Below are 25,092 nucleotides of genomic sequence, written 5' to 3' on the forward strand. Positions count from 1 at the left end.
ACTGGCGGGCCTGGGAACCGGGTTTGGAAGAGAGCGGGACGGCGAGTGGCTGGATCGACACGGACGAAGAAGAGCAGCGGAGGCGGGGGTAGCACCCGACGACTGGTGATCGTCGAGTCGCCCACGAAGGCGCGCAAGATCGCCTCGTACCTCGGCGCCAACTTCGTCGTGGAGTCCTCCAGGGGACACATCCGGGACCTGCCGCGCGGTGCCGCCGACGTTCCCGCGAAGTACAAGGGCCAGGCCTGGGCCAGGCTCGGCGTGGACGTCGACCACGACTTCGAACCCCTCTACGTGGTCTCCGCCGACAAGAAGTCGCTGGTCACCGAGCTCAAGGAAGCGTTGAAGGACGTCGACGAGCTCTACCTCGCGACAGACGGTGACCGCGAGGGTGAAGCCATCGCGTGGCACCTGCTCGAGACGCTCAAGCCGAAGGTCCCGGTCCGCCGGATGGTGTTCCACGAGATCACCGAGTCCGCGATCCAGGCCGCCGCGGCCAACCCCCGCGACCTCGACCAGGACCTGGTCGACGCGCAGGAGACCAGGCGCATCCTCGACCGCCTCTACGGCTACGAGGTCAGCCCGGTCCTGTGGAAGAAGGTCATGCCGAAGCTCTCGGCGGGCCGCGTGCAGTCCGTGGCGACCCGCCTGGTCGTCGAGCGCGAACGCGAGCGGATGAAGTTCGTCTCCGCGAGCTACTGGGACATCTCCGCGCAGATGGACGCCGGTGCCGACGCCACGCCGCGTCAGTTCGGCGCGCGTCTCGTGGCCGTCGACGGCACGCGTCTCGCGACGGGCCGCGACTTCGGCTCGGACGGCAAGCTGACCGGCAAGGCCGACGTCACCGTGCTGGACGAGGCGCAGGCCCGCGCCATCGCCGCCGGACTGCAGGACGCGCCGGTCAAGGTCTCCTCCGTCGAGGAGAAGCCGTACACCCGCAAGCCGTACGCGCCGTTCATGACCTCGACGCTGCAGCAGGAGGCGGGCCGCAAGCTGCGGTTCTCCGCCGACCGCACGATGCGCACGGCGCAGAAGCTGTACGAGAACGGCTACATCACCTACATGCGCACCGACAGCACGACGCTGTCGGAGACCGCGATCAACGCGGCCCGCACGCAGGCCACGGACCTCTACGGCGCGCAGTACGTCTCGCCGCAGCCCCGCCAGTACACGCGCAAGGTCAAGAACGCGCAGGAGGCCCACGAGGCGATCAGGCCGGCCGGAGAGGTCTTCCGCACGCCCGGCCAGGTGGCCGCCGAGCTCGACTCGGACGAGTTCAAGCTCTACGAGATGATCTGGCAGCGCACGATCGCCTCCCAGATGGCCGACGCGCGGGGCAACACGACCAGCATCCGCATCCAGGGCCGTGCGGGCACGGGCCAGGAGGTCACGTTCGCCGCGTCCGGCCGCACGATCACGTTCGCCGGCTTCCTCAAGGCCTACGTCGAGACCGTCGACGCCGAGGCCGGCGGCGAGTCGGACGACGCGGAGTCGCGCCTGCCGCTGCTGGTCAAGGACCAGGACCTGACGATCGCGGAGCTGTCCGCGGACGGTCACACCACCTCGCCGCCCTCGCGCTACACCGAGCCGTCGCTGATCAAGACGATGGAGGAGCTCGGCATCGGCCGTCCCTCCACCTACTCGTCGATCATCAGCACCATCCAGGACCGCGGCTACGTGTGGAAGAAGGGCGCGGCGCTGGTCCCGTCGTGGGTCGCGTTCGCCGTGGTCGGTCTGCTGGAGAACCACTTCGGCCGCCTGGTCGACTACGACTTCACCGCGGCGCTGGAAGACGAGCTGGACGGCATCGCCGCAGGTCGTCAGGGCCGCACGAACTGGCTGTCCGGCTTCTACTTCGGTGGCAGCGTCGGCCCGGACGGCTCCATCGGCCGGTCCGGCGGCCTGAAGAAGCTGGTCGGCACGGGTGTCGAGGACATCGACCCGCGCGAGGTCAACTCGATCCCGCTGTTCAGCGACTCCGAGGGCCGCACGGTCGTCGTGCGCGTCGGCCGCTTCGGGCCCTACCTGGAGCGCGAGGTCGACGGAACCGCGCAGCGCGCGAACGTCCAGGACGACCTGGCACCGGACGAGCTGTCCGCGGAGATCGCCGAGAAGCTCTTCTCGACGCCGCAGGAGGGCCGCTCGCTCGGCACCGACCCGGTCTCGGGCAACGAGATCGTGGCCAAGGAAGGCCGCTTCGGCCCGTACGTGACCGAGGTGCTGCCCGAGGCCTCCGAGAACGGCTCGTCGTCGAAGGCGAAGGCGCCGAAGCCGCGCACCGGCTCGCTGTTCAAGTCGATGTCGCTGGACACGGTGACGCTGGACGACGCGCTGAAGCTGCTCTCGCTGCCGCGCGTGGTCGGCAAGGACCCGGAGACGGGTGCCGAGATCACCGCGCAGAACGGCCGCTACGGCCCGTACCTGAAGAAGGGCACGGACTCGCGGTCGCTGGTCGAGGAGTCGCAGATCTTCACGGTCACGCTCGAAGAGGCGCTGAAGATCTACTCCGAGCCGAAGAAGCGCGGCCGTGCCGCCGCCGCTCCGCCGTTGCGCGAGCTGGGCAACGACCCGGTGTCCGGCAAGCCGATGGTGATCAAGGAAGGCCGGTTCGGGCCGTACGTCACCGACGGTGAGGCGAACGCCTCGCTGCGCAAGACGGACAGCGTCGAGTCGATCACCGACGAGCGCGCGGCCGAGCTGCTGGCCGAGAAGCGCGCCAAGGGCCCGGTCAAGAAGAAGGCCCCGGCCAAGAAGCCGGCGGCGAAGAAGCCCGCGGCCAAGAAGGCGCCGGCCAAGTCCAAGAGCTGAGCAGGGGGTGGCGGTGCCGATCAACGAGTTCGGACCCGACGGGACTCAGGCCCCGCCGCCTCCCCGGCTGTTCCCCGACCCGCTCGCGGGCCTGGTGACCGCTGACAGCTTCGTCGCTCCTCAATGGACGTCTCTCAGCTCACGTGTGGCGGTGCCTACACCCGCCGAGCCGACCGAGGAGCTGCGACAGGCCGTCTGGTCGCAGATGCGGCAGGAGCAGCGGCGGCCGCGCGGCCGGGCGCAGCGAGCGCCTCAGCCGGCTCACGAGTACGCGGTCCAGCAGTTCGCGTCGACGAACCAAATGTCTGCGCCGCAACAACAACAGCAGCAACAGCAACCCGCCAAGCAGACGAGCGGGGTGGCCGCGTTCATCGGCTGCCTGGTCGTCATCGGGTTCTTCGTCCTGGTCCTGGTCAGCATTCTCGGAGCGATCTTCAGCTAGCTGTGCTGTGAGTCCGGCATCCTGAATCACCACATCCGGTTACGCTGACCGCACGGGAGTGGCGACTTAGGGGTGACTGAAATTCAGGACGCGGACACACCGGCGACCGAGGCAGGCCAGGCAGGGCAGGCCCAGTCCAGCGTGTCCACGGTCCACCGGCTTCGATCGGTACTCGCCATCAGGCCGTTCCGGCGGCTCTGGCTCGTCACCTACCTGTGCAGCGTCGGTGACTGGCTGTCACTGCTCGCGCTGACCGGTCTGGTCTCCGAGATGATGAAGAGCTACCAGTGGCAGTCGTTCGCGCTGTCGCTGGTCGTGCTGACCCAGCTGCTGCCGGGCATCCTCTTCGCGCCCATCGGCGGCGTGCTCGCCGACAAGTTCGACCGCCGCAAGGTGATGGTCGTCTGCGACGTCCTGCGCGGGTCGCTGTTCATCTCGATCGCGCTGATCGGCTCCCCGATCTGGCTCTTCGTGGCGAACTTCCTGGTCGGCTGCTGCGCCATGCTGTGGATCCCGGCCAAGGAGTCGGCGGTCCCGAACCTGCTGCGCCGCCCCGACCAGGTCGAGTCGGCGAACCAGCTCGGCCTGGTGATGACCTACGGCATCTCCACGATCAGCGGCTTCGGCCTGTACTCGCTGATCGCGGGCATCCCGGCGTACCTGAACCTGCAGGGCGGGAACCTCGAGTTCAACATCGCGACGATCGCGGTGGTGATCAACGGCCTGCTGTACTTCACCTCGGCGATCCTGGTCGCGACCCGCCTGCCGGAGCTGTCCGGCCGCGTCTCCTCCGCCCGCAAGAAGGAGGAGGACGGCGACAAGCCCGGCTTCGTCGCGATGTTCCGCGAGGGCCTGAAGTTCGCCGCCGCGACGCCGCTGGTCCGCGGCCTGGTCATCGGCATGATCGGCGCGTTCGCCGCGGCCGGTGTCGTGATCGCGACGGCGAAGCTCTACGCGCAGTCGCTGCTGGGCGGCGCCTCGACGTTCGGCCTGCTGTTCGTGGCCGTGTTCTTCGGACTCGCGGTGGGCATGGCGACCGCGCCCCGGCTGGCCCAGCGCCTCGCCTACAACCGCCTGTTCGGCGTCACGATCGTCTTCGCCGGCATCTCGCTGGTGCTGGTCGCGCTGGCCCCGCACCTGTGGATCGCGCTGCTGACGGTGGCGCTGGTCGGCGCGTGCGCGGGCGTCGCGTTCCTGACGGGCCTCACGATCGTGGGCTCGCAGGTCGAGGACGCCATGCGCGGCCGCACGGTCGCGCTGATCCAGTCGTTGCTGAAGATCGTGCTGTTCGGTGCCTCCGCCGGTGCGCCGCTGCTGGTCGCGCTGCTGCAGAAACGGCAGGTCAGCGTGTTCGGCCATCCGATGGAGGTCGACGCGACCCGGCCGGTGATGCTCGGCGGCGCCGCGATCGCGATCGTCCTGGGCCTCGTCGCGTACCGGCAGATGGACGACCGCCGCGAGGAGCCGGTGCTGTCGTCGCTGTTCGCGGCGATCCGCGGCCGCCGGCACACCAAGGGCATGCTGATCGCGGTCGAGGGCGACACCCGCGAGGACACGTCGGTGCAGGCCCGCCGCCTGGCCGCCGCGTTGCGCGCGGAGGGCCTCGACGTGCTGCTGGCCGCCGACCCCGAACACGACGAACGCCGCCTGCGCACGATGCTGTCGTCCGCCGACCTGGCAGGCGTGCGCGCGCAGGCGCTGGTCGCCGCCGCCGTCCGTGCCGACGTCGTCGAACGGCAGGTGCGCCCCGCGCTGGACAACGGCTCCGTCGTCGTGATGGAGCGCTACGTCGACTCGCCGCTGGCGCACTTCACCGCGACTAGTTCGCTGGAGCACCAGGAGCTCGAAGGCCTGGTCGACTGGGCCACCGGCAGGCTGCGCCCCGACCTGACGATCCTGCTCGACCGCCCCGGCGCCGACGCCAAGGGCATCGGGCCGGAGCACCACTGGCGCGTGCAGCGGCTGCTGAGCGAGATGGCCGCCGCCGATCCCGACCGCTACGTGGTGGTCGAGGCCGAGGGCGACGTCGACGACGTGGCCGAGCGGGTCCGCTCCGCCGTGGTCCCGTTGATGGCCGGGCGCAAGCGCGCGGTCCCCCAGGCCGCTGTCTGATCCGTCGCTGGGAGACTGGACCCATGAGCGTGTGGGACGAGGTGGTCGGCCAGCCCGAGGCGGTGGCGATGCTGTCGGCGTCCGCGGAAGCCGCGGCCACGATCGTCGCGGGCGGCACCCCGGCACCCGGCGTGATGACCCACGCCTGGCTGTTCACCGGCCCGCCCGGCTCCGGCCGTTCGTCCACCGCCCGCGCCTTCGCCGGCGCGCTGCAGTGCGTCGTGACGGACGACCGCCCTGGCTGCGGTGAGTGCTCCGGCTGCCGCACGACGTTGCACGGCACGCACGCCGACGTGCGCGTGGTGGCGCCTGAAGGCCTGTCGATCTCCGTCGCCGAGATGCGGTCCCTGGTCCAGATCAGCGCCCGCCGTCCCACGTCGGGCCGGTGGCAGGTCGTGATCATCGAGGACGCCGACCGGCTCACCGAGGGCGCGGCCAACGCGCTGCTGAAGGCCGTCGAGGAGCCGCCGGAGCGGACGGTGTTCCTGCTGTGCGCGCCGTCGGACCACCCCGACGACGTGTCGGTGACCATCCGCTCCCGCTGCCGGCTCGTGTCGCTGGGATCGCCCCGGCCCGCGGCCATCGCCTCGGCGCTGGAGGCCGTCGACGGCGTCTCGCCAGAGATGGCCCAGTGGGCGGCCTCGGTCTGCGGCGGCCACGTCGGACGGGCTCGCCGGCTGGCCTCGGACGAGCTGTCGCGGTCCCGGCGCGAGGCCGTGCTGCGGATCCCGCTCGCGTTGCGCAAGCCCGCCGACGTCTTCACCTGCGCCGACGAACTGATCAAGGCCGCCGAGGACGACGCCTCCACCGCCAACGAGTCCCGCAACGAGGCCGAGCGGGAGGCGTTGGAGACGGCGATGGGCGCGGGCGGAACGGGCAAGGGCACCGCCGCCGCCTCGCGCGGGGCCAAGGGCGCGCTGAAGGACCTGGAGAAGCGGCAGAAGTCGCGGGCCACCCGGACCCAGCGCGACTCCCTGGACATGGCCCTGGTCGACCTGGCCGCGTTCTACCGCGACGCGCTCGTGGTCAAGACCGGGTCGGAGGCCGCCCTGATGCACCCGGACCGGGCCCAGGACTCCCGGACCGCCGCCGCGACCTGGTCGTCCGAGTCGATCCTGCGGCGGCTGGAGGCCGTGCTGGCCTGCCGGGAGGCCATCGAGGTCAACGTGAAGCCGCGCATCGCCATCGAGGCGATGGTGACGACGCTGCACCGCGGCTGACACCTCGTCCGCCGCCCGAGCGTCTTCTCGACAGCGGTGCCGGTCATCGCGCCAGCCAGCCTCCGTCCACGACCAGGACATGCCCGGTCACGTAGTCGGACGCGGAGGACGAGAGGAACACCGCCGGGCCCACCAGGTCTTCCGGTGTGCCCCAGCGGCCTGCCGGGATTCGGCTCCTGATCGCGGGTTCGCGGTCGGCGTCCGCGCGCAGGGCAGCCGTGTTGTTCGTCTCGATGTAGCCGGGAGCGATGGCGTTGACCTGCACGTTCGACGCCGCCCACTCGTTCGCGAGCAGCTTGGTCAGGCCGGCCAGGGCGTGCTTCGAGGCGGTGTAGGCCGAGACGAGGATGCCGCCCTGGAAGGACAGCAGGGACGCGATGTTCACGACCTTGCCGCCGCCGTTGGCGATCATCTGCCGGCCGCAGAGCTTCGAGATCTCGAACGCCGAGTCGAGGTTGACCGCCATGATCCGCTGCCAGTCGGACAGCGACACGTCGACGGCGGCACCCCGGTGGATGGTGCCGGCGTTGTTGACCAGGACGTCGACGCGGTGCTCGGCCAGGACCGGTGCCAGCGCGGGCTCGATCGACGCCGGTTCCGAGAGGTCCACCGAGACCGTCGCGAGCGCGGGCGCCACGCCGGAGAGGTCGCCGCGGCCGACGAGGACCAGCTGCGCGCCCGCGTCGTGCAGACCGCGGGCGATCGCCCGACCGATGCCCGTGCGGGCACCGGTCACCAGCGCGGTCCTGCCCTCGAGGGAGAAGTTCACCGCGGCACCGTCCCAGCGACCTGATCCACCAGGCCTGATTCTCGCCGACCCCTAGCCGCGCGACCTGCCCCTGGCCGGCAGCGCGGCGAAGATCACCACACCCGCGAGCAGCAGTGCCGTACCGGTCCAGAACAGCGGGATCGCCTGGTACGCGGCGTTCGTGTAGGCCAGCGGCGGCGCACCCTTGGGCGGCGCGGCCGGTGCGCCGGGCTGCTGCGGCACGGTCGTCTGCGGCGGCTGCGAGGTCCCGCAGATCACGCCGCCCTTCGGTGCCGCGGCCCGCACGATCTGTTCGCCCAGCGAGATCTGCGCGAGCGCCGTCGGCAGGTTCGGCAGCTTCAGCTTGTCCGTCGGCAGCACCTGCACGTCGAGCATCCGGGCGGTGGCCCCGAGCTGGAACCCGCTGAACCCGGTGCCCGTGAAGGCCGCCTTCTTCTCGTTGAGTCCCGCGATCTGCAGCTTGATCACGACGAGGTCCAGCAGCAGCGGGATGTCGAGCGTCGGATGCGCGGCGTCGAGCGTGCCGAGGTCCTTGCCGTTCTGGCTGACCTTCAGCACCGGCGCGGTGTAGGTGATCTTCGAGGTCGCCTCGTCCCCGGTCGCCGTGGCCGTGAGCGTCGGCGGGGTGGCGACGTCGATCTTGATGCCACCGGCCAGCTCGATGCTGACCGCGCGCATCGTCGACGTCGACTCGACCGCCTTGTTCCTGCTGCCCGGCAGGTCGACGAGCTTGACGACGGAACTCGCCTCGAACGCGTCCGGAACGCTGATCAGGCTGGTCTTCACCGGCAACGGCACCTCGGCCGGCAGCGCGCTCAGCACCTCGAGGCCGGCCAGCGACGTCCTCGCCGTGGCCAGCGGGCTGACGCACGGCCCGACCTTCTCGTCCCACCGGGCGTGCACGCTTCCGTTGAGCAGCTTGAGCTTCGCGAGCGGCGTCTCCGGAATCGGCAGCCCGCCGCTCGTCGGCTGCGGGTTGTCCGGGATCGCCGTCTGCACCAGCGTCCCCGGCGACTGCGGAGACCGCCCCGCCACCGCGAACCCGAACGGGTTCGCCTGCGTCACCACCCGCTCGGTGCTCAGGAACGCCTCGGTGTTCACCTGCGCACTCGCGAGCCCCAGCCCGAACTCGGTCACCGACTGCTTCGGCAACTGCTCGCTGAGCCCGGGAAGGATCGTGTTGGTCGGCACCCCCTGCGGTCCGAGCCGGACGACGCTCAGCCCCGTCCCGGCGTCGCCGACGGCGTGCGCGAGAGGCTGCGGCCCGTTCGGCGCCGACGCCGGCGGCTGGTTTGGATCGCGCGGCCCCGGCACAGGAGTGGTCGGAGGCTGCGCGAGCGCGGGAGCCGCGACGAGCGCGAGCAGCAACCCGGCCAGCGGCACGGACAACGAACGGCGCATGAACCTCTCCCTGGGCGCTAGGAGGTGGTGACGTCGGTCACGGTCCGTACAACGATGCCGACCCCCGTGAGTAACGCGGTTGCGGGTCGGTTATAGTTATCGCGTCTCGCCGCCTTAGCTCAGTCGGCCAGAGCAGCTCACTCGTAATGAGCAGGTCATCGGTTCGATTCCGATAGGCGGCTCGGTGAGACGGAAGGGCCAGGTCACTCGTTGACCTGGCCCTTCTGCCATTTCAGGCGTTCGCCGGGTTCGCGCCCGAACCGCGGACTACGCTCGCACGTATCCGCAGTGGGACGCAGAGAGCCCGCGCTGGCGGAGGGTCTCCGGCGATAGGCGACAACCGGATGGCTAACATGCGCGTCCTTCGGTGCGATCAACACACCGTGGGGTCCGGCGGGTCTCCACTGCCGCCAGGTGCCGTGGTGATCTGATGCGCACTACCTTGCGAGGTAGAAGGAGGAACGCACACCATGTCTCTCATGGGCGGCGAGAACGGCGACAAGTGAGCCGTTGACCTGGGCTCAAGTGCCCCGTCACAGGGGGCCTGCACAGCCAGGCGTGTGTGCAGGCCGTTCTACCTCTGAAGTTCCAGCAGCATGCCGACTCGGCGGTCCGCCGGCAGGTTCTTGATGATCAGTCGGATCTCAACCCGGCCTGCGTTGGTCGATGCGGTGATCTCGAAGTCGTCCCGGGCCTGGCTGAGCGCGACCACGTCCCAGTGAACGTTCACGCCCTTGGGAAGCACAACTTTGTAGGTCGCACGTTCGACGGGCTGCCGGAAGTAGAAGACGAACGGATCCGGCTTCTTGTGGACCATCAGCGGGACACACTTCTTCGGCCAGGTCCATTCCATTTTCAAGCGAACTTCGCTGTCCACTTCAGCCGGAGAGTGGAAATGGGAAACCATGTCGAGCTTGCCGTCGGCACCCCAATGTGAGGTCACCTGGAAGCTCGGCCCCTCGGAACCGTCCACCAACAGGCTGCGAACGCGCGCGGTGACCTGCTTCTCGATCGACTTGGGCTGGTCCCATCCCGCGCCGAAAACCAGGCGGAAGAACCGAGCTTCGGAGTTCCTGATCACGGCGTTGACTGTGATCAATTCGTAGGTGTCTCCGTTCGCCTCGATCACCGCCTCCTGCTCCCAGGATTTGATGTCGAACAGGCTGGGCTGCAGTTCGGTGAGCAGCTTGCAGTACTTGGACAGCAGGCCGCGGTACTCCTTGGTGTCCGACTCCAGCTTGGCGACTCGGGTGCTCAGGTGTGTCAGCAGCACCAGTGTCAGGACGAGTGCGCCGATCACGAATGCCGTGCGAATGGCGGTGGAGCCGAACAGTGCCGACAGCACGGCGCCGAACACGATCAGGCCGAGCAGTCCCTTGACGAACCCGACCGCGCCTTCGTCCTGGAGAAATTTTTCCAGCCACTGTGCGAACGACTTCAGCAAGTCCGGTTCACCCCCTCGTCGGCCGCACGGGCCGGACTGAGCAGGATAACTCGGTCTCGTCGGAGTCGTCATCGAAGTTGGTACGAATGGGTGGAGGCTGAATTGTCAATCAATTGGCATTGTTCTGAAGTTATGTTGCAGGCGGTGTGTCACACGTGGTGAGTGCGCTCTCCAGCGCCGAACGTTCCGCCGGTGCCACCGACAAGCCGTAGGCGGCTTTCACCGTCACGTAGATCCGCCCGTACGAACACGCGTACCCCGCATTGGGCGGCATCCACTCGTCGGGCGTCTTGTCGCTCTTCGACTGGTTCACCTTGCTCGACACCGCCATGAGGTTGCGCAGGTCGTTGGCCGCGGCCAGGCGCTGTTCGGGAGCCCACGCCGAAGCGCCGCTGCGCCACATCTCCGCCAGCGGCACGACGTGGTCGATCTGGATCTTCGAGACGCCGGTCACGCGCGAGCCCGTGTAGGGGTCGTCCAGCGTGCCCGCCTGGACGCCGCAGCGGCCCGGCTTGCGCTCGACGCCGGTCAGGTCGCGGGCCAGGACCTGGCTGCGCTGGTCGCAGCCGTCGCCGTCGGTGTCGAACCACGGCTGGCCGAAGACGCACGCCTTGCCGTCCGAGCAGTCGCGCACGTAGCCGTCCATCCGGCCCCTCGCGGCGACGGGCAGGGCCGCGAGCGACGTGCGCGCGGTCGCGGCGTCGAGGGTGCCCGCCGGTACCCGGTCCACCTGTGGAGCGGAGGACTGCAGGGGTAACGCGGAACAGCCGGTCAGCAGGACGATCAGCAACAGCCACCGCATGGGACAGGCATACCCGCCGCGATGGGGATCATGGCCGCCCAAAGGCGTAACTCCACGCGACACCTGGAGCAACGCGTTGCGTGCCAGCGCGTCCACCACAGTGGAAGGGACGAGGTCCAGCAGGAACTGCGCGACGCCGCGGAGTCGACCGTCCTCGCCTCGACGGCGAAGGTGTCCACTGTGGACGCTCAATGAAGCCAGATCTCATTCACGAGCAATGGAGTGCTGTGCTGTTACGCCCGCGCAACTCTGCGAGTGACACACTGCCGCGCATGAAAACCGCCGCGGTGGTGACCGCCCTGCTCCTGCTGGTCGCCTCCTGTTCGGGCGAGCCGGACCTGCCGCCGCGCGAGTTGCCGCCGGCCGGTGGGCAGCTCGACTACCAGCTCGGTGGCGCCTACCAGCCGGACGTGCCGGTCAAGATCGTCGTGCGCGACCGGAGCAAGATCATCGACGGTCGGCGCTACAACATCTGCTACCTCAACGCCCTGCAGACGCAGCCGGGCACGATGGACGGCGGGCTGGACTGGTGGCGCAAGAACCACGCCGACCTGCTGGTGAAGAAGCCGGACGGGGAGATCGCGATCGATCCGGAGTGGAACGAGGGCATCCTCGACATCTCCACCGGGGACAAGCGGAACAGGATCCTGGAGATCCAGAAGAAGTGGATCAAGGACTGCAAGACGGCCTTCTTCAAGGGCGTCGAGCCGGACAACCTCGACTCCTACACGAGGGCCGAGGGGGCGTTCGACCTCGGCGCCACCAAGGAGTTCATGAAGGCGTTCGTCAGGTACGCGCACGAACAAGGTCTTGCGGTGGCGCAGAAGAACGCCGCGGAACTGGGTGACGCGGGCAAGAAGGAGATCGGCTTCGACTTCGCCATCGCGGAGGACTGCCAGGCCCGCGACGAGTGCAACGCGTACGCCGCCGCGTTCGGCAACGACTTCTTCCAGATCGAGTACACCGACGAGGGTTTCCGGAAGTCGTGCGCCGATCGCGGCGGACGGGTCTCGGTGATCCGCCGCGACCGGAACGTGGTGCCGTACGGGCACGACGAGTACGTCTACGAGGTCTGTCCGCCGACGGTCTGATTCAGGAACGCCTGCCACTTCTCGGCCTGCCCGGTCGCGTCACCGAACAGGTGGTGGCCGACGGCGCTGGTGCCGTGGAACCGGTAGATGCCTTCCGCGCCGAGCACGCCGAGGAACTTGTGGACGTCGTGCTCGACCACGTAGTCGACGACGCCGTGCACGCCGAACGGTTCGATGGTGACCTCGTCGCCGACCTTCGCGTCTTCGGGGACGCCGAGCGCGTTGAGCAGCACGGGCCAGTTGTCGGCGCCCTCGGGCTGAGGCGGCCACTGGGCGAACACGTACACGCCGGGCCTGCCCGCGAAGTGCTTCACGTACTCGGCCAGCGTGAACAGGTACATGTCCCAGCCCTTCGACTGCTGGTCGACGAACTCGTCGCCCCAGCCGTCGGCGAGGATGCCGCTGTGCACGAACCGGAGCACGGTCGAGCCCTGCTCACGGCCCTCGATCAGGTACTCCATCGCGTGGAACGTGCCGTCCTCGCCCTTGTCGCTCTGGTAGGCGAGGCGCTTGCCCGGCTCCCACTCGGTGATCGTCGAGGCCTCCTGGAAGAAGCCCATGTCGAGCGACATGCGGCCGCCCAGGCGCCCGTCGACGGTGTGCGGGCCCATGAACCACGAGTCGATGCCCGGCCCGGTGGCGATGGCGTCCCAGACTTGCTCGGGAGTGCCGTCGACCTCGACTTCCTTGCTGATCTCGAACTCGTGCGTCACGACTCGTCCTCCTTGGCGTTCACGCTGGGGTGCAGGGCGACGACGACTCGGTGCGGACGCCCTCCTTCGGCCTGTTCGTCGTGGTACTTGGCGACCAGCTGCGTCATGAACCCGGCGAGTTCCTCGGCGAACGCCGCGCGGTCCGCCGCCGTGGCGAACCTGACCTCGCCGTCCAGCGCGAAGGTCGCCAGCCGCTTCTTCGCCTTGGTCGCGCCCGTGATCAACGTGCCGACGTCGCGCACCAGCCTGGCCGAGACCGCCAGCAGCCACCGCGCGGACAACCGATCGGGTGCCCGCGCCGGGTCCGGCTGCACGGCCGCGAGCGCCGTCGGCGAGATGACGTAGGACGCGGCGGTCGCCTGCAGCAGGCGCTCGTTCACGTTGCCCTTGCGCCGTTCCTCGACCAGCTCCACCAGGCCGTGCTGCTCCAGCGTGCGCAGGTGGTAGTTCACCTTCTGCCTGGGCAGCCCGACCTTCGCGGCGAGCATCGTCGCCGATCCGGGCTCCACCAGCTCCGCGAGCAACCGCGCCCGCACCGGGTCCAGCGACACCTCGGCCGCGGAAGGATCCTCGATCACCGCCACTTCGAACATGCCGCCAGCGTCACACCGAAAACAAAATTAGTCAAGAACTATGCGGCTGTCGGTGACTTTGCTCCACCTGGGTGGCGTTCGAGCCGGTACCGTAAGCGATGTCTCGATTGGTCGTTGCTTGTTCGCAACCCTTGAGGAGACAAGATGATCACGATGCTGGCCCTGACCCTGCTGGCACTGCCCTTCGCCCTGACCGCGGCCAACGTCGGCAGACGCCGGTGGATCCGCAAGAGGGGCGTGTCGAGGGTGCGCGCCGAGCTCGACGCGTTCCACGCCGAGCTCGCACGTCAGGGGCTCAGTCACTTCTCCGGGCGCTGAAGCACGGCGCTCGACGGAGAGACCCTGGTGACGACATCGCCGTACCGGTCCAGCAGTGCGGCCGTGACGGTCTCCGGGGTGCCGAGAACGCAGAACTCGGCCAGCACCTCGTCCGTGACCAGCTCGCTCATCTCCGCCCACTGCTGCCGCCGCGACATGCGGTGCAGCTCCTCGTGCAGCGCGCCCCAGCCGTGCAGGTCCAGCACCGGCCGGTACGCGGGCGTCGACCCGTAGAACGCGATCTGCCGCTTGACGTCCGCGATCTCCTGCTCGTTCGTCGCCGCGAACACCGGGCCGCTGATCTCGAAGCCCTCCAGAGTCTTCCCCACCTTCGCGCGGCCGCGCTCCAGCGCAGGCAGCGTGACCTCGCGCAGATACCGCTCGGTCGTGAAGTTGTGGCACAGGAAGCCGTCCGCGACCTCGCCCGCCACCTCGGTCATCAGCCCGCCGACGCCCGCGAGGTAGATCGGCGCGGTGCCGTGCGGGTTCGGGCCGGGGTCGAAGAACGGCGTCATCAGCGTGTGCCTGTAGAACTCGCCGCGGAACGCCAGCCGCTCGCCGGTCTCCCAGGCGTGCCAGATGGCGCGGATCGCCAGCACGAACTCGCGCATGCGCGCGGCCGGCTTGCTCCACGGCATGGCGAAGCGCTTGGTGATGTGGGCCTCGACCTGCGAGCCCAGTCCGAGGTTGAAGCGGCCCCCGGAGAGCAGCTGGAGGTCGTTCGCCGTGGTCGCGACGGTCATCGGGTTGCGCGCGAACGCCACCGCGATCGCCGTGCCGAGCTCGATCCGCTCGGTCGCCGCGGCGGCGCCGGCCAGCGCGAGGAACGGGTCGTGCTTGGTCTCGGCGAGCCAGAACCCGTCGTAACCCCGGTCCTCCGCCCGCTTCGCGATGGCCCCGGCCTCGCCCGGGGTGTACTCGACGGCAGCGCTGTCCAGCTTCATGCCGCTGAGGTTATTGCCTCCGGTCAGCGAGACCCGCTGTAGCGGGACTCGCAGGCGATGCCGTTGCGGTTCGGGTCGAGTTCGACGCGGTAACCCGGCTGGCCCCAGAAGAGCGGTGCCGCGCCCGCCCGGCGCGCCTCGTCGCAGCTCGCGTAGAAGACGGGCTTCGGCTTGGGCGGTGCGGGCGGCTTCGTGGTCGTCGTCGTGACCGGCGGCGGAGGCGGGGGAGCGGAGGAGGTCTCCAGGGCGTCCTTGCCGCCGCACGGCGCTCCCCAGAGGCCCATCGGGACGCGCTGCGCGGCCCCTTCGGCTTCCTTCTGCACCGGTGTCGGGGCGCCCGCAGTGCGTCCGGCGCCGTTGCCCAGCGCGAGCAGCGCGTAGTCGGTGCCGTCCGCGAGGGTGAGCGCGCCGGTCGTGCGGTCGTAGCGCACCTGCTGGTTCAGCAGCATCGCCGCGGCGAACTTGCCGGCGGCCTCAGCCCAGCACGGCCCGGGCTGTGCGAGGCCGCTGACCTCGGCCTTCGACCCGTCGGAGAGCATCACGGAACGGCCGTCGACGATCGAGGCCACGCTGATGCCCAGCTGAGCGGGCGGGATCGCCGCGGAGGAGGACGACGACGCCGTCACCGGCGCGTCCTCGGCCGGCTTCTCCACTGCGACGGGCCTCGACTGCTGCACCTGCGTGGCACATCCCGCGGTGAGCAGGACCAGCACGACTCCGCCCACACTTCTCCACCCCGACATAGCCCCGAATACTGCCTGCCCGGAGCGGTGTGGCCAAGGTTACGTATTTGGATCGCATCGGTTCATCGCGAGTCCGAACCGAAATACGGAGATGCCCAGTTCAGCGGGCGGGCTTCAACGTCCAGACGACGGTCATCTCACCGGTGGTCACGCCCTCGGCGTTGGTGATCGTGATCGTGACCGGGAACTCGGGCCGGGTACCGGACTCCAGTTCGGCCAGCACCTCGTCCGCGGAGCGTCCCAGCACGGCCTCCGCGCGCAGCGGGCCCATCGCGATCTTCTTGTAGGCGATCTCCGCGCGGACGGCGAGCGGCGTGGCCTTGCCGAGGTGCGCGGCGAACGCGGCCATCACGACGGCGCCGGACGCGGACTCGCCGAGGCCGAACATCATCGCGGCGTGCGGTCCGCCGATGTGGTTGTGCAGGGTCGGGGTGTCCGGCAGCGAGGCGACGATGCGGCTGGCGGAGACCTCCTCGAACTCGATGCCCGTGGTCTTCACGTAGGGCACGGCCTGCTTCATGGCATCGGCGATGAAAGACGCGTCTTGGCTCATGAGAGGGATGCTACCGACGAGTAACCCCAGTGGCTACCCGTCGGTAACCACTACTCGGCGAGGCCGTACCACTCCTCTGTGGAGTGAGACTCGGAACTCACTTGCAATCCGCTGGACCGAGCTGGATGCTTGTACCGAGCAACTAGTTGGGTGATACAAGCAACGAGGTGTCAGATGGTCGATCCGGGCAGGTGCTTCGGCACCGGTGTCGATCCCGAGCACGAGCTCGCGGACCGTGTCGGCATGGCGATGGTGCGGCTGAACAAGATGCACGCCCAGGTCAGCCATCAGATGGCCAAGCAGGGCATGGACAAGTCCGCCTTCGTGCTCCTCGCGACGCTCTCCGGTCTCGGGGAGTGCCGCTCGAGTGCGCTCGCGGAGGCGGTGCTCTCCGATCCGTCCACGATCAGCCGGCAGGTGGCCGGGCTCGTGAAGGACGGACTCGTGGAGAGGCGTGCTGACCCGGCGGACGGCCGGGCCAGCGTTCTCGCGGTCACCGAAGCGGGCCGCGAGCTGATCTTGAACCGGCGCCGGCAGCGCAACGAGGCGATCGAGCAGGTGTTCGCGGACTGGGCCGACGAGGACTTCAAGGGCTTCGCGGACCTGTTCGAACGCTTCGTCCTGGACTACGAGCGCACGATCCCGGCGCTTTTGACCGAACGCGGGACGGGGACCCGCGCAGGAGGAGAGAACTAGATGTCAACGACAACCGATGCGGCGACACCCACGCCAGGGGTCTCCCTGACGCATCGCCAGATCATGACGATCCTGTCCGGTCTGCTGCTGGGCATGTTCCTCGCGGCGCTGGACCAGATGATCGTCGCCAGCGCCATGAAGACCATCGCGGACCAGCTGCACGGGCAGACGCTGCAGGCGTGGGCGACCACGTCCTACCTGATCACCGCGACCATCACGACCCCGTTGTACGGCAAGCTGTCGGACATCTACGGGCGCAAGCCGATGTACCTCGCGGCGATCTCGCTGTTCCTGGTCGGCTCGCTGCTCTCGGGCATCGCGACCTCGATGTACGAGCTGGCCGCGTTCCGCGCGGTGCAGGGCCTGGGCGCCGGCGGTCTGATGTCGCTGGCCTTCGCGATCATGGCGGACATCATCTCGCCGCGTGAGCGCAGCAAGTACTCCGCCTACTTCATGGCCGTGTTCGGTTCGGCCAGCGTGCTCGGGCCGGTCATCGGCGGCGTGTTCGCCGGTCTCAGCTCGTTCCTCGGTGTCACCGGCTGGCGCTGGGTGTTCCTCGTGAACGTCCCGATCGCGCTGCTCGCGCTGTTCGTCGTCGCCCGCGTGCTGAACATCCCGCACCAGCGGGTGAACCACCGCATCGACTTCGGTGGCGCCATCGCGCTGACCGTCGGCCTGGTGCCGCTGCTGATCGTGGCCGAACAGGGCCGCGAGTGGGGCTGGGCGTCCGCGACGTCGATCGCCATGTACGTGATCGGTGTGCTCGGCCTGGTGGCGTTCGTGTGGGTCGAGAACCGGATGGGCGACGAGGCGCTGCTGCCGATCCGGATGTTCCGCAACCACACGTTCTCGCTGGGCAACACCATCAACTTCGTGCTCGGCGTCGGCATGTTCGGCGGCATGGTCTCCATCCCGCTGTACCTGCAGATCGTCAAGGGCGTCACGCCGACCACGGCCGGTCTGATGCTGCTGCCGATGACGTTCGGCATCATGTCGGCCACCGCGATCGCGGGCAAGGTCACGTCGAAGACCGGGCGCTACAAGGTGTTCCCGATCATCGGCGCCGGGCTGATGGCGATCGCGCTGTTCCTGCTCAGCACCATCGGCACGGACACGCCGAGCTGGCTGGTCATGGTCTACATGTTCGTGATGGGCGCCGGGTTGGGCCAGTGCATGCAGACGCTGCTGCTGGCGATCCAGAACGACGCCGAGCCGCGCGACATGGGTGTGGCGACCGCTTCGGCGACGTTCTTCCGCCAGATCGGTGGCACCGTCGGTACCGCGGTGTTCCTGTCGATCCTGTTCAGCACGGTCGGCGGCAAGATCGCGGACGGCCTGAAGGCCGCGGCGCAGACCGACGCGTTCAAGATCGCTCTGGGGCAGAACCCGGAGTTCGCGAAGATGCTGCAGGGCAGTGGCGGAGCCGGTGTGGACATCAACAACACCGAGTTCCTCAACGGCCTCGACCCGGTGCTGGCCAAGCCGTTCCTCGACGGGTTCTCCAGCGCGATCGACACGGTCTTCCTGACCGGCGGCATCGTGATGATCGCGGCGTTCGTCCTCGTGTGGTTCCTGCGCGAGAAGCCGCTCTCGACCCGGTCGGGCCTGGAGCGCGTGGCGGACGCGGAGGCCGTCGCGGTCTAGGGCAGGGCATGAAAAAGAGGGGGTCGCTTCGTGCGGCCCCCTCTTCCCGTCGTGCTCAGTGGAACGTCTCGCCCCTGGCCTCGGCGTCCTTCAGACGCTGGTAGGAGCGCTTGATCTCGGCCTCGGCCTCGGTGCGGCCCACCCAGGTCGCGCCCTCGACGCTCTTGCCCGGCTCCAGGTCCTTGTAGACCTCGAAGAAGTGCTGGATCTCCAGGCGGTCGAACTCGGCCAGGTGGTGGATGTCCCGCAGGTGCTCGTGGCGAGGGTCGTAGGCCGGCACGCACAGAACCTTGTCGTCGCCGCCCTTCTCGTCGGTCATGCGGAACATGCCGATGGCGCGCGCGGCGATCAGGCAGCCGGGGAACGTCGGTTCCTGGACGAGGACGAGGGCGTCCAGCGGGTCGCCGTCCTCACCCAGGGTGTTCTCGATGAACCCGTAGTCGGCCGGGTACTGCGTCGACGTGAACAACGTGCGGTCGAGGCGGATGCGGCCACTCTTGTGGTCCACCTCGTACTTGTTGCGCACGCCCTTGGGGATCTCGATCAGGACGTCGAATTCCACTGGTCCTCGCTCATGTAGCCCATTCGTGATGCCCACTAGTGTGGACCACGACGCCTTGTCAACCCTCATCGGAGCGGCGGTTGGTGGGTGTGAGATTGCCCGTACCGAGCTGACGGAGGCTCTCTTGCCGGACGACCCCCAGTGGCCGACCGAGGACGACGACGCCGAGTCGGTCGCCGCAGCTTCACAGTCGACGGTGCAGGTCAACCGCCCGCCGGTGGACCAGCCGACGATGCGTTTCCCGCTCGCCGCGGTGCTCTCGGCACCGTCCACTCAGGAGCCGCCGCGCTCGTCGCCGATCCGTTCCGCTCCGAACGCCGCCGGTCCGGGTCAGGCCGCCCAGGGTGTGCCAACGGCCGGTTCCGGCGCTCCGGGCGGGCCTTCCGGTGACTCCGCCGGTGGGAAGTCTCACGGGACGATTGGTCCAGAAGTCGGCCAACCCCGGGCCCTCCCGGTGCGCGTCGAGCCGAAGAACGACCGGACCCGCGTCGTGCCGAGGCCGGAGCAGAGGACGACGGAGCTCTCGGTGCCGCCCGCCAAGACGGCGCGCGTCGACCAGCTGCCGCACCTGGAGCAGTCGTGGTTCGACAAGCCGGCGAAGCCGGACCGGCAGCAGCACCAGCAGCCGCGTCCCGAGCAGACCAGGCGCGTCGACCAGCTCCAGGGCCAGGCACCTCCCCGTCAGGAACCGCCGCGCCAGGAGCCCCAGCGTCAAGAACCGCGCCAGGAGCCGCAGCGTCAAGAACCGCCGCGTGCCGAGCCGACTCGCCCGGTAGCGCCTCCGCCTCCGCGCCAGGAGCCGAAGGACCTCCCCGTCACCGGCTACGACGAGGAACCCGAGGACCGCCTCGCCGACGAGCCCAGGAAGAGCCGCAAGCCGCTGTTCGCGGTCCTGAGCCTGCTCGTCGTCGCGGCACTGGCCGGCGCCACGGTCTACGCGGTCAACGAGTTCGGCGGCGCCAAGGCGGTCGAGACCCGGCCCCCGGCCGCGCCCGCGAACGTCCAGCCGCTGGTCAAGGCCGTCACCGCAGGGGCACCGGCCCCGACCCCCGCCGGCGTGAAGCAGGCGCTGGCCGGGCCGGCGGGCAACAGCGCGCTGGGCACGCTCACCGGCAGCGTCATCGACCCCGCCAGCGGCACCGCGCTGTGGCAGCAGGGCGACACCACGGCCGCCACCCCGGCGTCGAGCCTCAAGATCCTCACGGCCGCCGCGGCGCTGCTGAGCCTCGAGAAGACCGACCAGCTGTCCACCAAGGTCGTCCAGGGCGCGGAACCCGGCACCGTGGTGATCGTCGGCGGTGGCGACCCGACGATCTCCGGCGCGCCCGGCAAGTCGGTCTACCCCGGCGCCGCGACGCTCGACGACCTGGTCGGCCAGGTCAAGGCCAAGGGCCCGGTCACCAAGGTCCAGTTCGACCTCAGCCGGTACGCGGGCGAGGCGCTCGGGCCGCAGTGGGAGGCGGTGGACATCGCGGGCGGCTCGGTCGCGCCGATCGTGCCGTTCATGCTCGACGGCGGCCGGATCGACCAGACCAACGTCAACGGCGCGCGCACCGGCAGCCCCGCCCAGGCGGCGGCGGACGCGTTCGCGCAGCGCGTCGGGGCTCCCGGCGCCACGGCGGGAGCGGCTCCGGCGGGCGCGCAGGTGCTCGGCGAGATCAAGTCGGCGTCGATCGAGCAGCTCGTCGACAACATGATGCAGATCTCGGACAACGTGCTGACCGAGGCGATCGCGCGCGAGATCGCGATCAAGACGGGCAACGAGCCGTCGTTCGCGGGCGGCGTGAAGGCCGTGCGGGACGTGCTGAGCAAGAACGGGTTCGACCTCACCGGGGCGAACTTCGTGGACGGCAGCGGCCTGTCCGCGACGAACAAGATCCCGGCCAAGCTGCTCACCGACGTGCTCACCGCGGCGGCCAAGCCCACGCTCGACGACGCGCGCACCGCGAAGCTGCGGCCGTTGCTGACGGCGCTGCCGGTCGCGGGCGGCAGCGGCACCCTCGCCGGTCGCTATGGCGGCACGGCGGCACCGGGCAAGGGCTGGGTGCGGGCCAAGACCGGCACGCTCACCGGCGTCAACGCGCTCGCCGGCGTGGTCGTCGACGTGGACGGACGCGTGCTCGTGTTCTCGTTCATGTCCGCGAGCAACCGCAACCCGGAGAACGAGGTGCGGCCCGCGCTGGACGTGCTGGCCGCCGCGTTGCGGGGTTGTGGCTGTTCTTGACGTTCTCCTCACCCTAAAGGGCGGGGATTCCCTCCACGCCGCGCGTGGATAGTGCGGCGTCTGGGTGGATTCCCGTTTCACGGCGCGGTGCCAGCACGGGTGCTGGTCTTACCTGCGCTCCACGGTCGTTTAGGCTCTCCGCACGTCCTGCGGCGAGGATGTTGATGGCGGCGTTGATGTCCCGGTCGTGGATGCTGCCGCACAGGCAGGTCCACACCCGGATGTTCAACGGCATCTTGTCGCTGACATGTCCGCAGGCCGAGCACATCCGGGTAGATGGGAACCACCGGCCGATCCGGCCGAAGGTCCGCCCGTATCGGGCAGCCTTGTACTCCAGCATGCCGGTGAAACCGGCCCATCCGGCGTCGTGCACGGACTTCGCGAGCCAGGTCCGGCCGAGACTGGCGACACAGAGGTCCTCGACGTACACCGCTTGGTTGTCGCGGATGATCGCCGTGGACAGCTTGTGCTGCCAGTCCCGCCGGGTGTCAGCCACCCGCGCATGAGCACGGGCTAGCTTCACCACGGCTTTCCTGCGCCTGTTCGAGCCCTTGACCTTGCGACTCAACGACTTCTGCAATCGCCTTAGCCTGCGCGCCGCCTGGCGCAGGAACCTCGGCGCGACCACCTTCGTGCCGTCCGAGAGCACCGCGAAATGCGTCAGGCCCAGATCGATACCGACCTCGGACTCCGCCCCCGGCAGTGTCTGATCCTTATCGGTCGTGACGACGAACGAGGCGAAGTACCGGCCCGCCGCGTCCTTCAAGATGGTCACCGAGGACGGTTCGGCGGGAAGGTCACGCGACCAGCGCACGTCGAGGTCACCGATCTTCGGCAGCCGCAACCGGCCGTTGCCCAGGACCGTGAACCGGGCGTTGCGGGTGAACCGGATGGCCTGCCGGTTGTCCTTGCGGGACCGGAACCGGGGCGGGGCGACTTTGCGGCCTTTGCGTTTGCCGGTGACCGAGGCGAAGAAGTTGCGGTACGCGGTGTTGAGGTCCGCGAGGGCCTGCTGCAACACCACCGCCGACACCTCGCCCAGCCACACTCGTTCCGGCGTGGTCTTGGCGCGGGTGACGACCCGCTTGGACAGCTCGCCGTCCGACAGGTACGGGTCGCCGTTCACGTGGGCTGCCCGGCGGGCGTGCAACGCGTCGTTGAACACCACACGCGCGCACCCGAACGCCCGCGCCAGCGCGTCACGCTGATCAGGCGTCGGGTAGACGCGGTAGTTGTATCGAAGCTGCACACGACCAGCCTATTCGGTTGGTTTCATGACCGACTTCGCGGGAATTCGCACCGGCAGACACTGTCTTTCCGCGCTGCTCGCGCATTTGGTTGCGTGCCCAGCGCACCAGCCCGCACTTCGGTAGCGGGCCGTGCGCAGGTAGCGTCGGAACCGTGAACGGCGCGACGGAGGCAGAGCTCGGCCCGGTGGACTGGGAGCTGGCGGTAACGACCGCCACGCGGCTCGTCCGGCCGGGTCCCGTGATCGGCAAGGACGAGGCCGACCACGTCGTAGGCAGACTTCGGGAGCTCGCCCCGCAGGCGGAGGTGCACGTCCGCGAGCTGACCGGGCTCGGTCAGGGGCTGCCGCTGCTGCCGGGCGAGGTCGTGGACAGGCCCGCGTGGGTCGCGGCCGCCGCGCAGGGCCTCGCCGCGCTGACAGCACCGGCCATGCCGCGCCAGACGGGTCCGATGGCGGGCATCCTCGCCGGCACGGCCGGTGTGCAGGCGGGCGTCGTGCTCGCGTTCCTGTCCTCGCGGGTGCTGGGCCAGTACGACCCGTTCAGCCCCACCGACCAGCTCGCCGGGCGGTTGTTGCTGGTCGCGCCGAACATCGTCGGTGCCCAACAGGCCCTGGACGTGCCGGACGACGACTTCCGCATGTGGGTGTGCCTGCACGAGTGCACGCACCGGCTGCAGTTCACCGGCGTGCCGTGGCTGCGCAGGTACTTCTCCGACCAGGTCACGGCGCTGTTGTCCTCAATGGACGAGGAACGCGCGCCGCTGCCCGACGTGATCCGCGACTTCCGGCACAAGCTGCGCGCCGGCGACGGCCCGATGGGGCTGATCGAGCTCATCCAGTCGCCGCAGCAGAAGGTCCTGCTGGACCGGCTGATCGCACTGTCCACTTTGCTCGAAGGCCACGCCGACCACGTGATGGACGCCGTGGGGCCGACGGTGGTGCCGTCCGTGTCGACCATCCGCACCCGCTTCAGCGCGCGGCGCAAGGGCGGCGGCCTGCTCGACCGGATACTGCGCACGGTGCTCGGCGTCGAGGCGAAGGTGCGGCAGTACGAGGAGGGCGCGGAGTTCACCGAGTACGTGGTGCAGCGCGTCGGCATGGACGGCTTCAACGCGATCTGGACGTCCGCCGACACGTTGCCGACCAGGGCCGAGATCGCCGAGCCCATGAGCTGGCTGCGCCGCGTGTCACCGTGAACGGACCGGTCGCCGAGATCAGGACGGCGGTCCGCCGTTTCCTCGACGAGGTCCAGCCGGAGCACGTGACCGTCGCGGTCTCCGGCGGAGCGGACTCGCTCGCGCTGGCGGCCGCCGTGGCACGGCTGGTGCCCGGCGCGTCGGCGGTCGTCGTGGACCACCAGCTGCAGCCGGGATCGGGCGACGTGGCGCTGAAAGCGGCCCAGCAGTGTTCCGGGTTGGGGCTCGTGGCGCGCGTGGAGCCGGTTCTCGTGGAGGGCGGCGGCGGCCCCGAGGCCGCGGCCCGCAAAGCCCGCTACGCGGCTCTGAGGCCGTCGTCCGGCGTCGTGCTGCTCGGCCACACCCTGGACGACCAGGCCGAGACCGTGTTGCTTGGCCTGGGGCGCGGCTCCGGGCCTCGGTCGATCGCGGGGATGCGCGCGTTCGACCCGCCGTGGGGACGTCCGCTGCTCGGCGTGTCCCGCGCCGCCACCCGCGCCGCGTGCGCGGAGCAGGGGATCGAGGTGTGGGAGGACCCGCACAACGCCGACCCGTCGTTCACGCGCGTGCGGCTGAGGACAGAGGTGCTGCCGTTGCTGGAGGACGTGCTGCAGGGCGGCGTGGCCTCGTCGCTGGCGCGCACGGCGGCCCAATTGCGTGAGGACTGTGACGCACTCGACTCTCTCGCGGACGCCTTCGCCGGTGACTGCTGTGCTGTTGACGACATCGCCGAACTGCCTGCGGCTCTGCGACGCAGAGTGCTCAGGGCGTGGCTGATCGACGAAGGCGTGCCTGAACTGTCCGATTCGCACCTGCGCCGCGTCGACGCACTGGTGAGTGAATGGCGCGGTCAGGGCGGTGTCTGGCTACCTGGCGGCTTTGTCGTGCGGCGCGCGCATGGCAGGCTCGCCGTGGAACCACAGTCTTAAGCAGAGGGGACCTGTCCGTGTACGACGGCGACATCGCATCCGTGCTCATCACCGAGCAGGAGATCAGCGACAAGGTCACCGAACTCGCCAAGCAGGTCGCGGCTGATCACCCAGAAGGTGACTCCGACCTCGTGCTGATCACCGTGCTCAAGGGCGCCGTGATGTTCATGGCCGACCTTGCCCGCGCGCTGCCCGTTCCGGTGCAGCTCGAATTCATGGCCGTTTCGTCCTACGGGTCGTCCACGTCGTCGTCCGGCGTGGTGCGCATCCTGAAGGACCTGGACCGCGACATCGCCGACCGGGACGTGGTGATCGTCGAGGACATCATCGACTCGGGTCTGACCCTGTCGTGGCTGCTCAAGAACCTGCAGTCGCGCAAGCCCCGGTCGCTGCAGGTGTGCACGCTGCTGCGCAAGCCCGACGCGGTGAAGGTCGAGGTGCCGGTGAAGTACGTCGGCTTCGACATCCCCAACGAGTTCGTCGTCGGGTACGGGCTGGACTACGCGGAGCGGTACCGGGATCTGCCGTACATCGGCACGCTGGATCCGAAGGTCTACTCCAACTGAGCTTCTGCTCGAAACGCGAGCGGTCAGCAGTTCGGACGGCACCGCCGCTGCGAGACGGCGTCGAGCAGCACGCCGCGGATGTCCTCCGGGTTCG

Annotated in this window: 23 protein-coding genes and 1 tRNA gene; 13 read left to right on the plus strand and 11 right to left on the minus strand. The window is 69.2% G+C overall.

Annotated features, from left to right (window positions below; genetic code table 11):
• Positions 1 to 45 precede the first annotated feature (45 nt).
• The 4 genes from topA to ORI60_RS29435 all read left to right on the plus strand — a co-directional run bounded on the left by topA (position 46) and on the right by ORI60_RS29435 (position 6,582).
• Positions 46 to 2,808 (plus strand): type I DNA topoisomerase, encoded by a 2,763-nt coding sequence (gene topA, locus ORI60_RS29420; protein WP_266041245.1) that lies wholly within the window; start codon positions 46 to 48, stop codon positions 2,806 to 2,808.
• Positions 2,809 to 2,821: 13 nt separating this feature from the next.
• Positions 2,822 to 3,250, plus strand: a complete 429-nt coding sequence (locus tag ORI60_RS29425; protein ID WP_266041246.1) for a hypothetical protein — start codon at positions 2,822 to 2,824, stop codon at positions 3,248 to 3,250.
• Positions 3,251 to 3,322: 72 nt separating this feature from the next.
• Positions 3,323 to 5,362 (plus strand): bifunctional MFS transporter/dTMP kinase, encoded by a 2,040-nt coding sequence (locus ORI60_RS29430; protein WP_266041247.1) that lies wholly within the window; start codon positions 3,323 to 3,325, stop codon positions 5,360 to 5,362.
• Positions 5,363 to 5,385: 23 nt separating this feature from the next.
• Positions 5,386 to 6,582 (plus strand): DNA polymerase III subunit delta', encoded by a 1,197-nt coding sequence (locus ORI60_RS29435; RefSeq protein WP_266041248.1) that lies wholly within the window; start codon positions 5,386 to 5,388, stop codon positions 6,580 to 6,582.
• Positions 6,583 to 6,625: 43 nt separating this feature from the next.
• Here ORI60_RS29435 and ORI60_RS29440 read toward each other — a convergent pair whose 3' ends face one another.
• Together ORI60_RS29440 and ORI60_RS29445 are read right to left on the minus strand one after the other, a co-directional pair.
• Positions 6,626 to 7,351, minus strand: coding sequence for an SDR family oxidoreductase (locus ORI60_RS29440; protein WP_266041249.1), 726 nt, complete (start codon positions 7,349 to 7,351; stop codon positions 6,626 to 6,628).
• 51 nt (positions 7,352 to 7,402) lie between these two features.
• Positions 7,403 to 8,752 (minus strand): hypothetical protein, encoded by a 1,350-nt coding sequence (locus tag ORI60_RS29445; protein ID WP_266041250.1) that lies wholly within the window; start codon positions 8,750 to 8,752, stop codon positions 7,403 to 7,405.
• Positions 8,753 to 8,860: 108 nt separating this feature from the next.
• Between ORI60_RS29445 and ORI60_RS29450 the strand changes: the two genes are divergently transcribed.
• Positions 8,861 to 8,934 (plus strand) — tRNA-Thr (locus tag ORI60_RS29450).
• A gap of 392 nt (positions 8,935 to 9,326) precedes the next feature.
• Here ORI60_RS29450 and ORI60_RS29455 read toward each other — a convergent pair.
• Together ORI60_RS29455 and ORI60_RS29460 are read right to left on the minus strand one after the other, a co-directional pair.
• Entirely contained in the window at positions 9,327 to 10,196 is an 870-nt protein-coding gene (locus ORI60_RS29455) for a hypothetical protein (protein ID WP_266041251.1), read from the minus strand.
• 130 nt (positions 10,197 to 10,326) lie between these two features.
• On the minus strand, positions 10,327 to 10,998 hold the full coding sequence (locus tag ORI60_RS29460) for an HNH endonuclease family protein (RefSeq protein ID WP_266041252.1): 672 nt from the start codon (positions 10,996 to 10,998) through the stop codon (positions 10,327 to 10,329).
• Between the two features lie 272 nt (positions 10,999 to 11,270).
• Between ORI60_RS29460 and ORI60_RS29465 the strand changes: the two genes are divergently transcribed.
• The gene (locus ORI60_RS29465) at positions 11,271 to 12,089 is read left to right on the plus strand and encodes an endo alpha-1,4 polygalactosaminidase (RefSeq protein ID WP_266041253.1); all 819 of its coding nucleotides are present in this window, start codon (positions 11,271 to 11,273) and stop codon (positions 12,087 to 12,089) included.
• Here ORI60_RS29465 and ORI60_RS29470 read toward each other — a convergent pair.
• Both ORI60_RS29470 and ORI60_RS29475 read right to left on the minus strand, forming a co-directional pair.
• Positions 12,062 to 12,802, minus strand: a complete 741-nt coding sequence (locus ORI60_RS29470; protein WP_266041254.1) for an SRPBCC family protein — start codon at positions 12,800 to 12,802, stop codon at positions 12,062 to 12,064. The genes ORI60_RS29465 and ORI60_RS29470 overlap by 28 nt on opposite strands.
• Entirely contained in the window at positions 12,799 to 13,395 is a 597-nt protein-coding gene (locus ORI60_RS29475) for an ArsR/SmtB family transcription factor (RefSeq protein WP_266041255.1), read from the minus strand. Before ORI60_RS29475 ends, ORI60_RS29470 begins: the two co-directional genes overlap by 4 nt.
• A 144-nt stretch (positions 13,396 to 13,539) precedes the next feature.
• On the opposite strand from ORI60_RS29475, the gene ORI60_RS29480 reads away from it, so the two are divergent.
• Positions 13,540 to 13,713 carry a hypothetical protein gene (locus ORI60_RS29480; RefSeq protein WP_266041256.1) on the plus strand — a complete coding sequence of 58 codons (174 nt, stop codon included), beginning with the start codon at positions 13,540 to 13,542 and terminating at the stop codon, positions 13,711 to 13,713.
• Here the strand turns inward: ORI60_RS29480 and ORI60_RS29485 are convergent.
• From ORI60_RS29485 to ORI60_RS29495, 3 genes are all read right to left on the minus strand, one after another.
• Positions 13,695 to 14,657 (minus strand): TIGR03617 family F420-dependent LLM class oxidoreductase, encoded by a 963-nt coding sequence (locus ORI60_RS29485; RefSeq protein ID WP_266041257.1) that lies wholly within the window; start codon positions 14,655 to 14,657, stop codon positions 13,695 to 13,697. The genes ORI60_RS29480 and ORI60_RS29485 overlap by 19 nt on opposite strands.
• A 23-nt stretch (positions 14,658 to 14,680) precedes the next feature.
• Entirely contained in the window at positions 14,681 to 15,382 is a 702-nt protein-coding gene (locus ORI60_RS29490) for an excalibur calcium-binding domain-containing protein (RefSeq protein ID WP_266041258.1), read from the minus strand.
• A 118-nt stretch (positions 15,383 to 15,500) separates the two neighbouring features.
• On the minus strand, positions 15,501 to 15,953 hold the full coding sequence (locus ORI60_RS29495) for a DUF4442 domain-containing protein (protein ID WP_266041259.1): 453 nt from the start codon (positions 15,951 to 15,953) through the stop codon (positions 15,501 to 15,503).
• Positions 15,954 to 16,127: 174 nt separating this feature from the next.
• On the opposite strand from ORI60_RS29495, the gene ORI60_RS29500 reads away from it, so the two are divergent.
• Positions 16,128 to 16,649, plus strand: a complete 522-nt coding sequence (locus ORI60_RS29500; RefSeq protein ID WP_266041260.1) for a MarR family winged helix-turn-helix transcriptional regulator — start codon at positions 16,128 to 16,130, stop codon at positions 16,647 to 16,649.
• On the plus strand, positions 16,650 to 18,293 hold the full coding sequence (locus ORI60_RS29505) for an MDR family MFS transporter (RefSeq protein WP_266041261.1): 1,644 nt from the start codon (positions 16,650 to 16,652) through the stop codon (positions 18,291 to 18,293).
• A 55-nt stretch (positions 18,294 to 18,348) separates the two neighbouring features.
• Here the strand turns inward: ORI60_RS29505 and ORI60_RS29510 are convergent, their stop codons facing one another.
• Positions 18,349 to 18,855 (minus strand): inorganic diphosphatase, encoded by a 507-nt coding sequence (locus tag ORI60_RS29510; protein ID WP_090097559.1) that lies wholly within the window; start codon positions 18,853 to 18,855, stop codon positions 18,349 to 18,351.
• 124 nt (positions 18,856 to 18,979) lie between these two features.
• Here ORI60_RS29510 and dacB point away from each other — a divergent pair, with 124 nt between their 5' ends.
• A complete protein-coding gene (gene dacB / locus ORI60_RS29515) occupies positions 18,980 to 21,079 on the plus strand; it encodes a D-alanyl-D-alanine carboxypeptidase/D-alanyl-D-alanine-endopeptidase (protein ID WP_266041262.1) in 2,100 nt (699 codons plus the stop codon).
• A 13-nt stretch (positions 21,080 to 21,092) separates the two neighbouring features.
• On the opposite strand, the gene ORI60_RS29520 is transcribed toward dacB, so the two are convergent.
• Positions 21,093 to 22,328: an RNA-guided endonuclease InsQ/TnpB family protein gene (locus tag ORI60_RS29520; protein WP_266041263.1), complete on the minus strand. Its 1,236-nt coding sequence runs from the start codon at positions 22,326 to 22,328 to the stop codon at positions 21,093 to 21,095.
• A 152-nt stretch (positions 22,329 to 22,480) separates the two neighbouring features.
• On the opposite strand from ORI60_RS29520, the gene ORI60_RS29525 reads away from it, so the two are divergent.
• Genes ORI60_RS29525 through hpt form a run of 3 tightly spaced genes read left to right on the plus strand, consistent with a single transcriptional unit; the run spans position 22,481 to position 24,998 of the window.
• Positions 22,481 to 23,524: a zinc-dependent metalloprotease gene (locus tag ORI60_RS29525; protein WP_266041264.1), complete on the plus strand. Its 1,044-nt coding sequence runs from the start codon at positions 22,481 to 22,483 to the stop codon at positions 23,522 to 23,524.
• Positions 23,521 to 24,432 (plus strand): tRNA lysidine(34) synthetase TilS, encoded by a 912-nt coding sequence (gene tilS / locus ORI60_RS29530; protein ID WP_266041265.1) that lies wholly within the window; start codon positions 23,521 to 23,523, stop codon positions 24,430 to 24,432. Before ORI60_RS29525 ends, tilS begins: the two co-directional genes overlap by 4 nt.
• A 17-nt stretch (positions 24,433 to 24,449) precedes the next feature.
• Positions 24,450 to 24,998 (plus strand): hypoxanthine phosphoribosyltransferase, encoded by a 549-nt coding sequence (gene hpt / locus ORI60_RS29535; RefSeq protein ID WP_266041266.1) that lies wholly within the window; start codon positions 24,450 to 24,452, stop codon positions 24,996 to 24,998.
• The last annotated feature ends 94 nt before the right edge of the window (positions 24,999 to 25,092 follow it).

This window comes from Lentzea sp. NEAU-D7 (assembly GCF_026242055.1).
In the GTDB taxonomy this organism is placed as follows: Bacteria; Actinomycetota; Actinomycetes; order Mycobacteriales; family Pseudonocardiaceae; genus Lentzea.

Coding starts and splice junctions, on each gene's coding strand:
- ORI60_RS29445 (WP_266041250.1), bottom strand. CDS start 8,752: ATGCGCCGTTCGTTGTCCGTGCCGCTGGCCGGGTTGCTGCTCGCGCTC.
- ORI60_RS29480 (WP_266041256.1), top strand. CDS start 13,540: ATGATCACGATGCTGGCCCTGACCCTGCTGGCACTGCCCTTCGCCCTG.
- ORI60_RS29465 (WP_266041253.1), top strand. CDS start 11,271: ATGAAAACCGCCGCGGTGGTGACCGCCCTGCTCCTGCTGGTCGCCTCC.
- ORI60_RS29460 (WP_266041252.1), bottom strand. CDS start 10,998: ATGCGGTGGCTGTTGCTGATCGTCCTGCTGACCGGCTGTTCCGCGTTA.
- ORI60_RS29495 (WP_266041259.1), bottom strand. CDS start 15,953: ATGAGCCAAGACGCGTCTTTCATCGCCGATGCCATGAAGCAGGCCGTG.
- ORI60_RS29475 (WP_266041255.1), bottom strand. CDS start 13,395: ATGTTCGAAGTGGCGGTGATCGAGGATCCTTCCGCGGCCGAGGTGTCG.
- ORI60_RS29505 (WP_266041261.1), top strand. CDS start 16,650: ATGTCAACGACAACCGATGCGGCGACACCCACGCCAGGGGTCTCCCTG.
- ORI60_RS29435 (WP_266041248.1), top strand. CDS start 5,386: ATGAGCGTGTGGGACGAGGTGGTCGGCCAGCCCGAGGCGGTGGCGATG.
- ORI60_RS29485 (WP_266041257.1), bottom strand. CDS start 14,657: ATGAAGCTGGACAGCGCTGCCGTCGAGTACACCCCGGGCGAGGCCGGG.
- ORI60_RS29500 (WP_266041260.1), top strand. CDS start 16,128: ATGGTCGATCCGGGCAGGTGCTTCGGCACCGGTGTCGATCCCGAGCAC.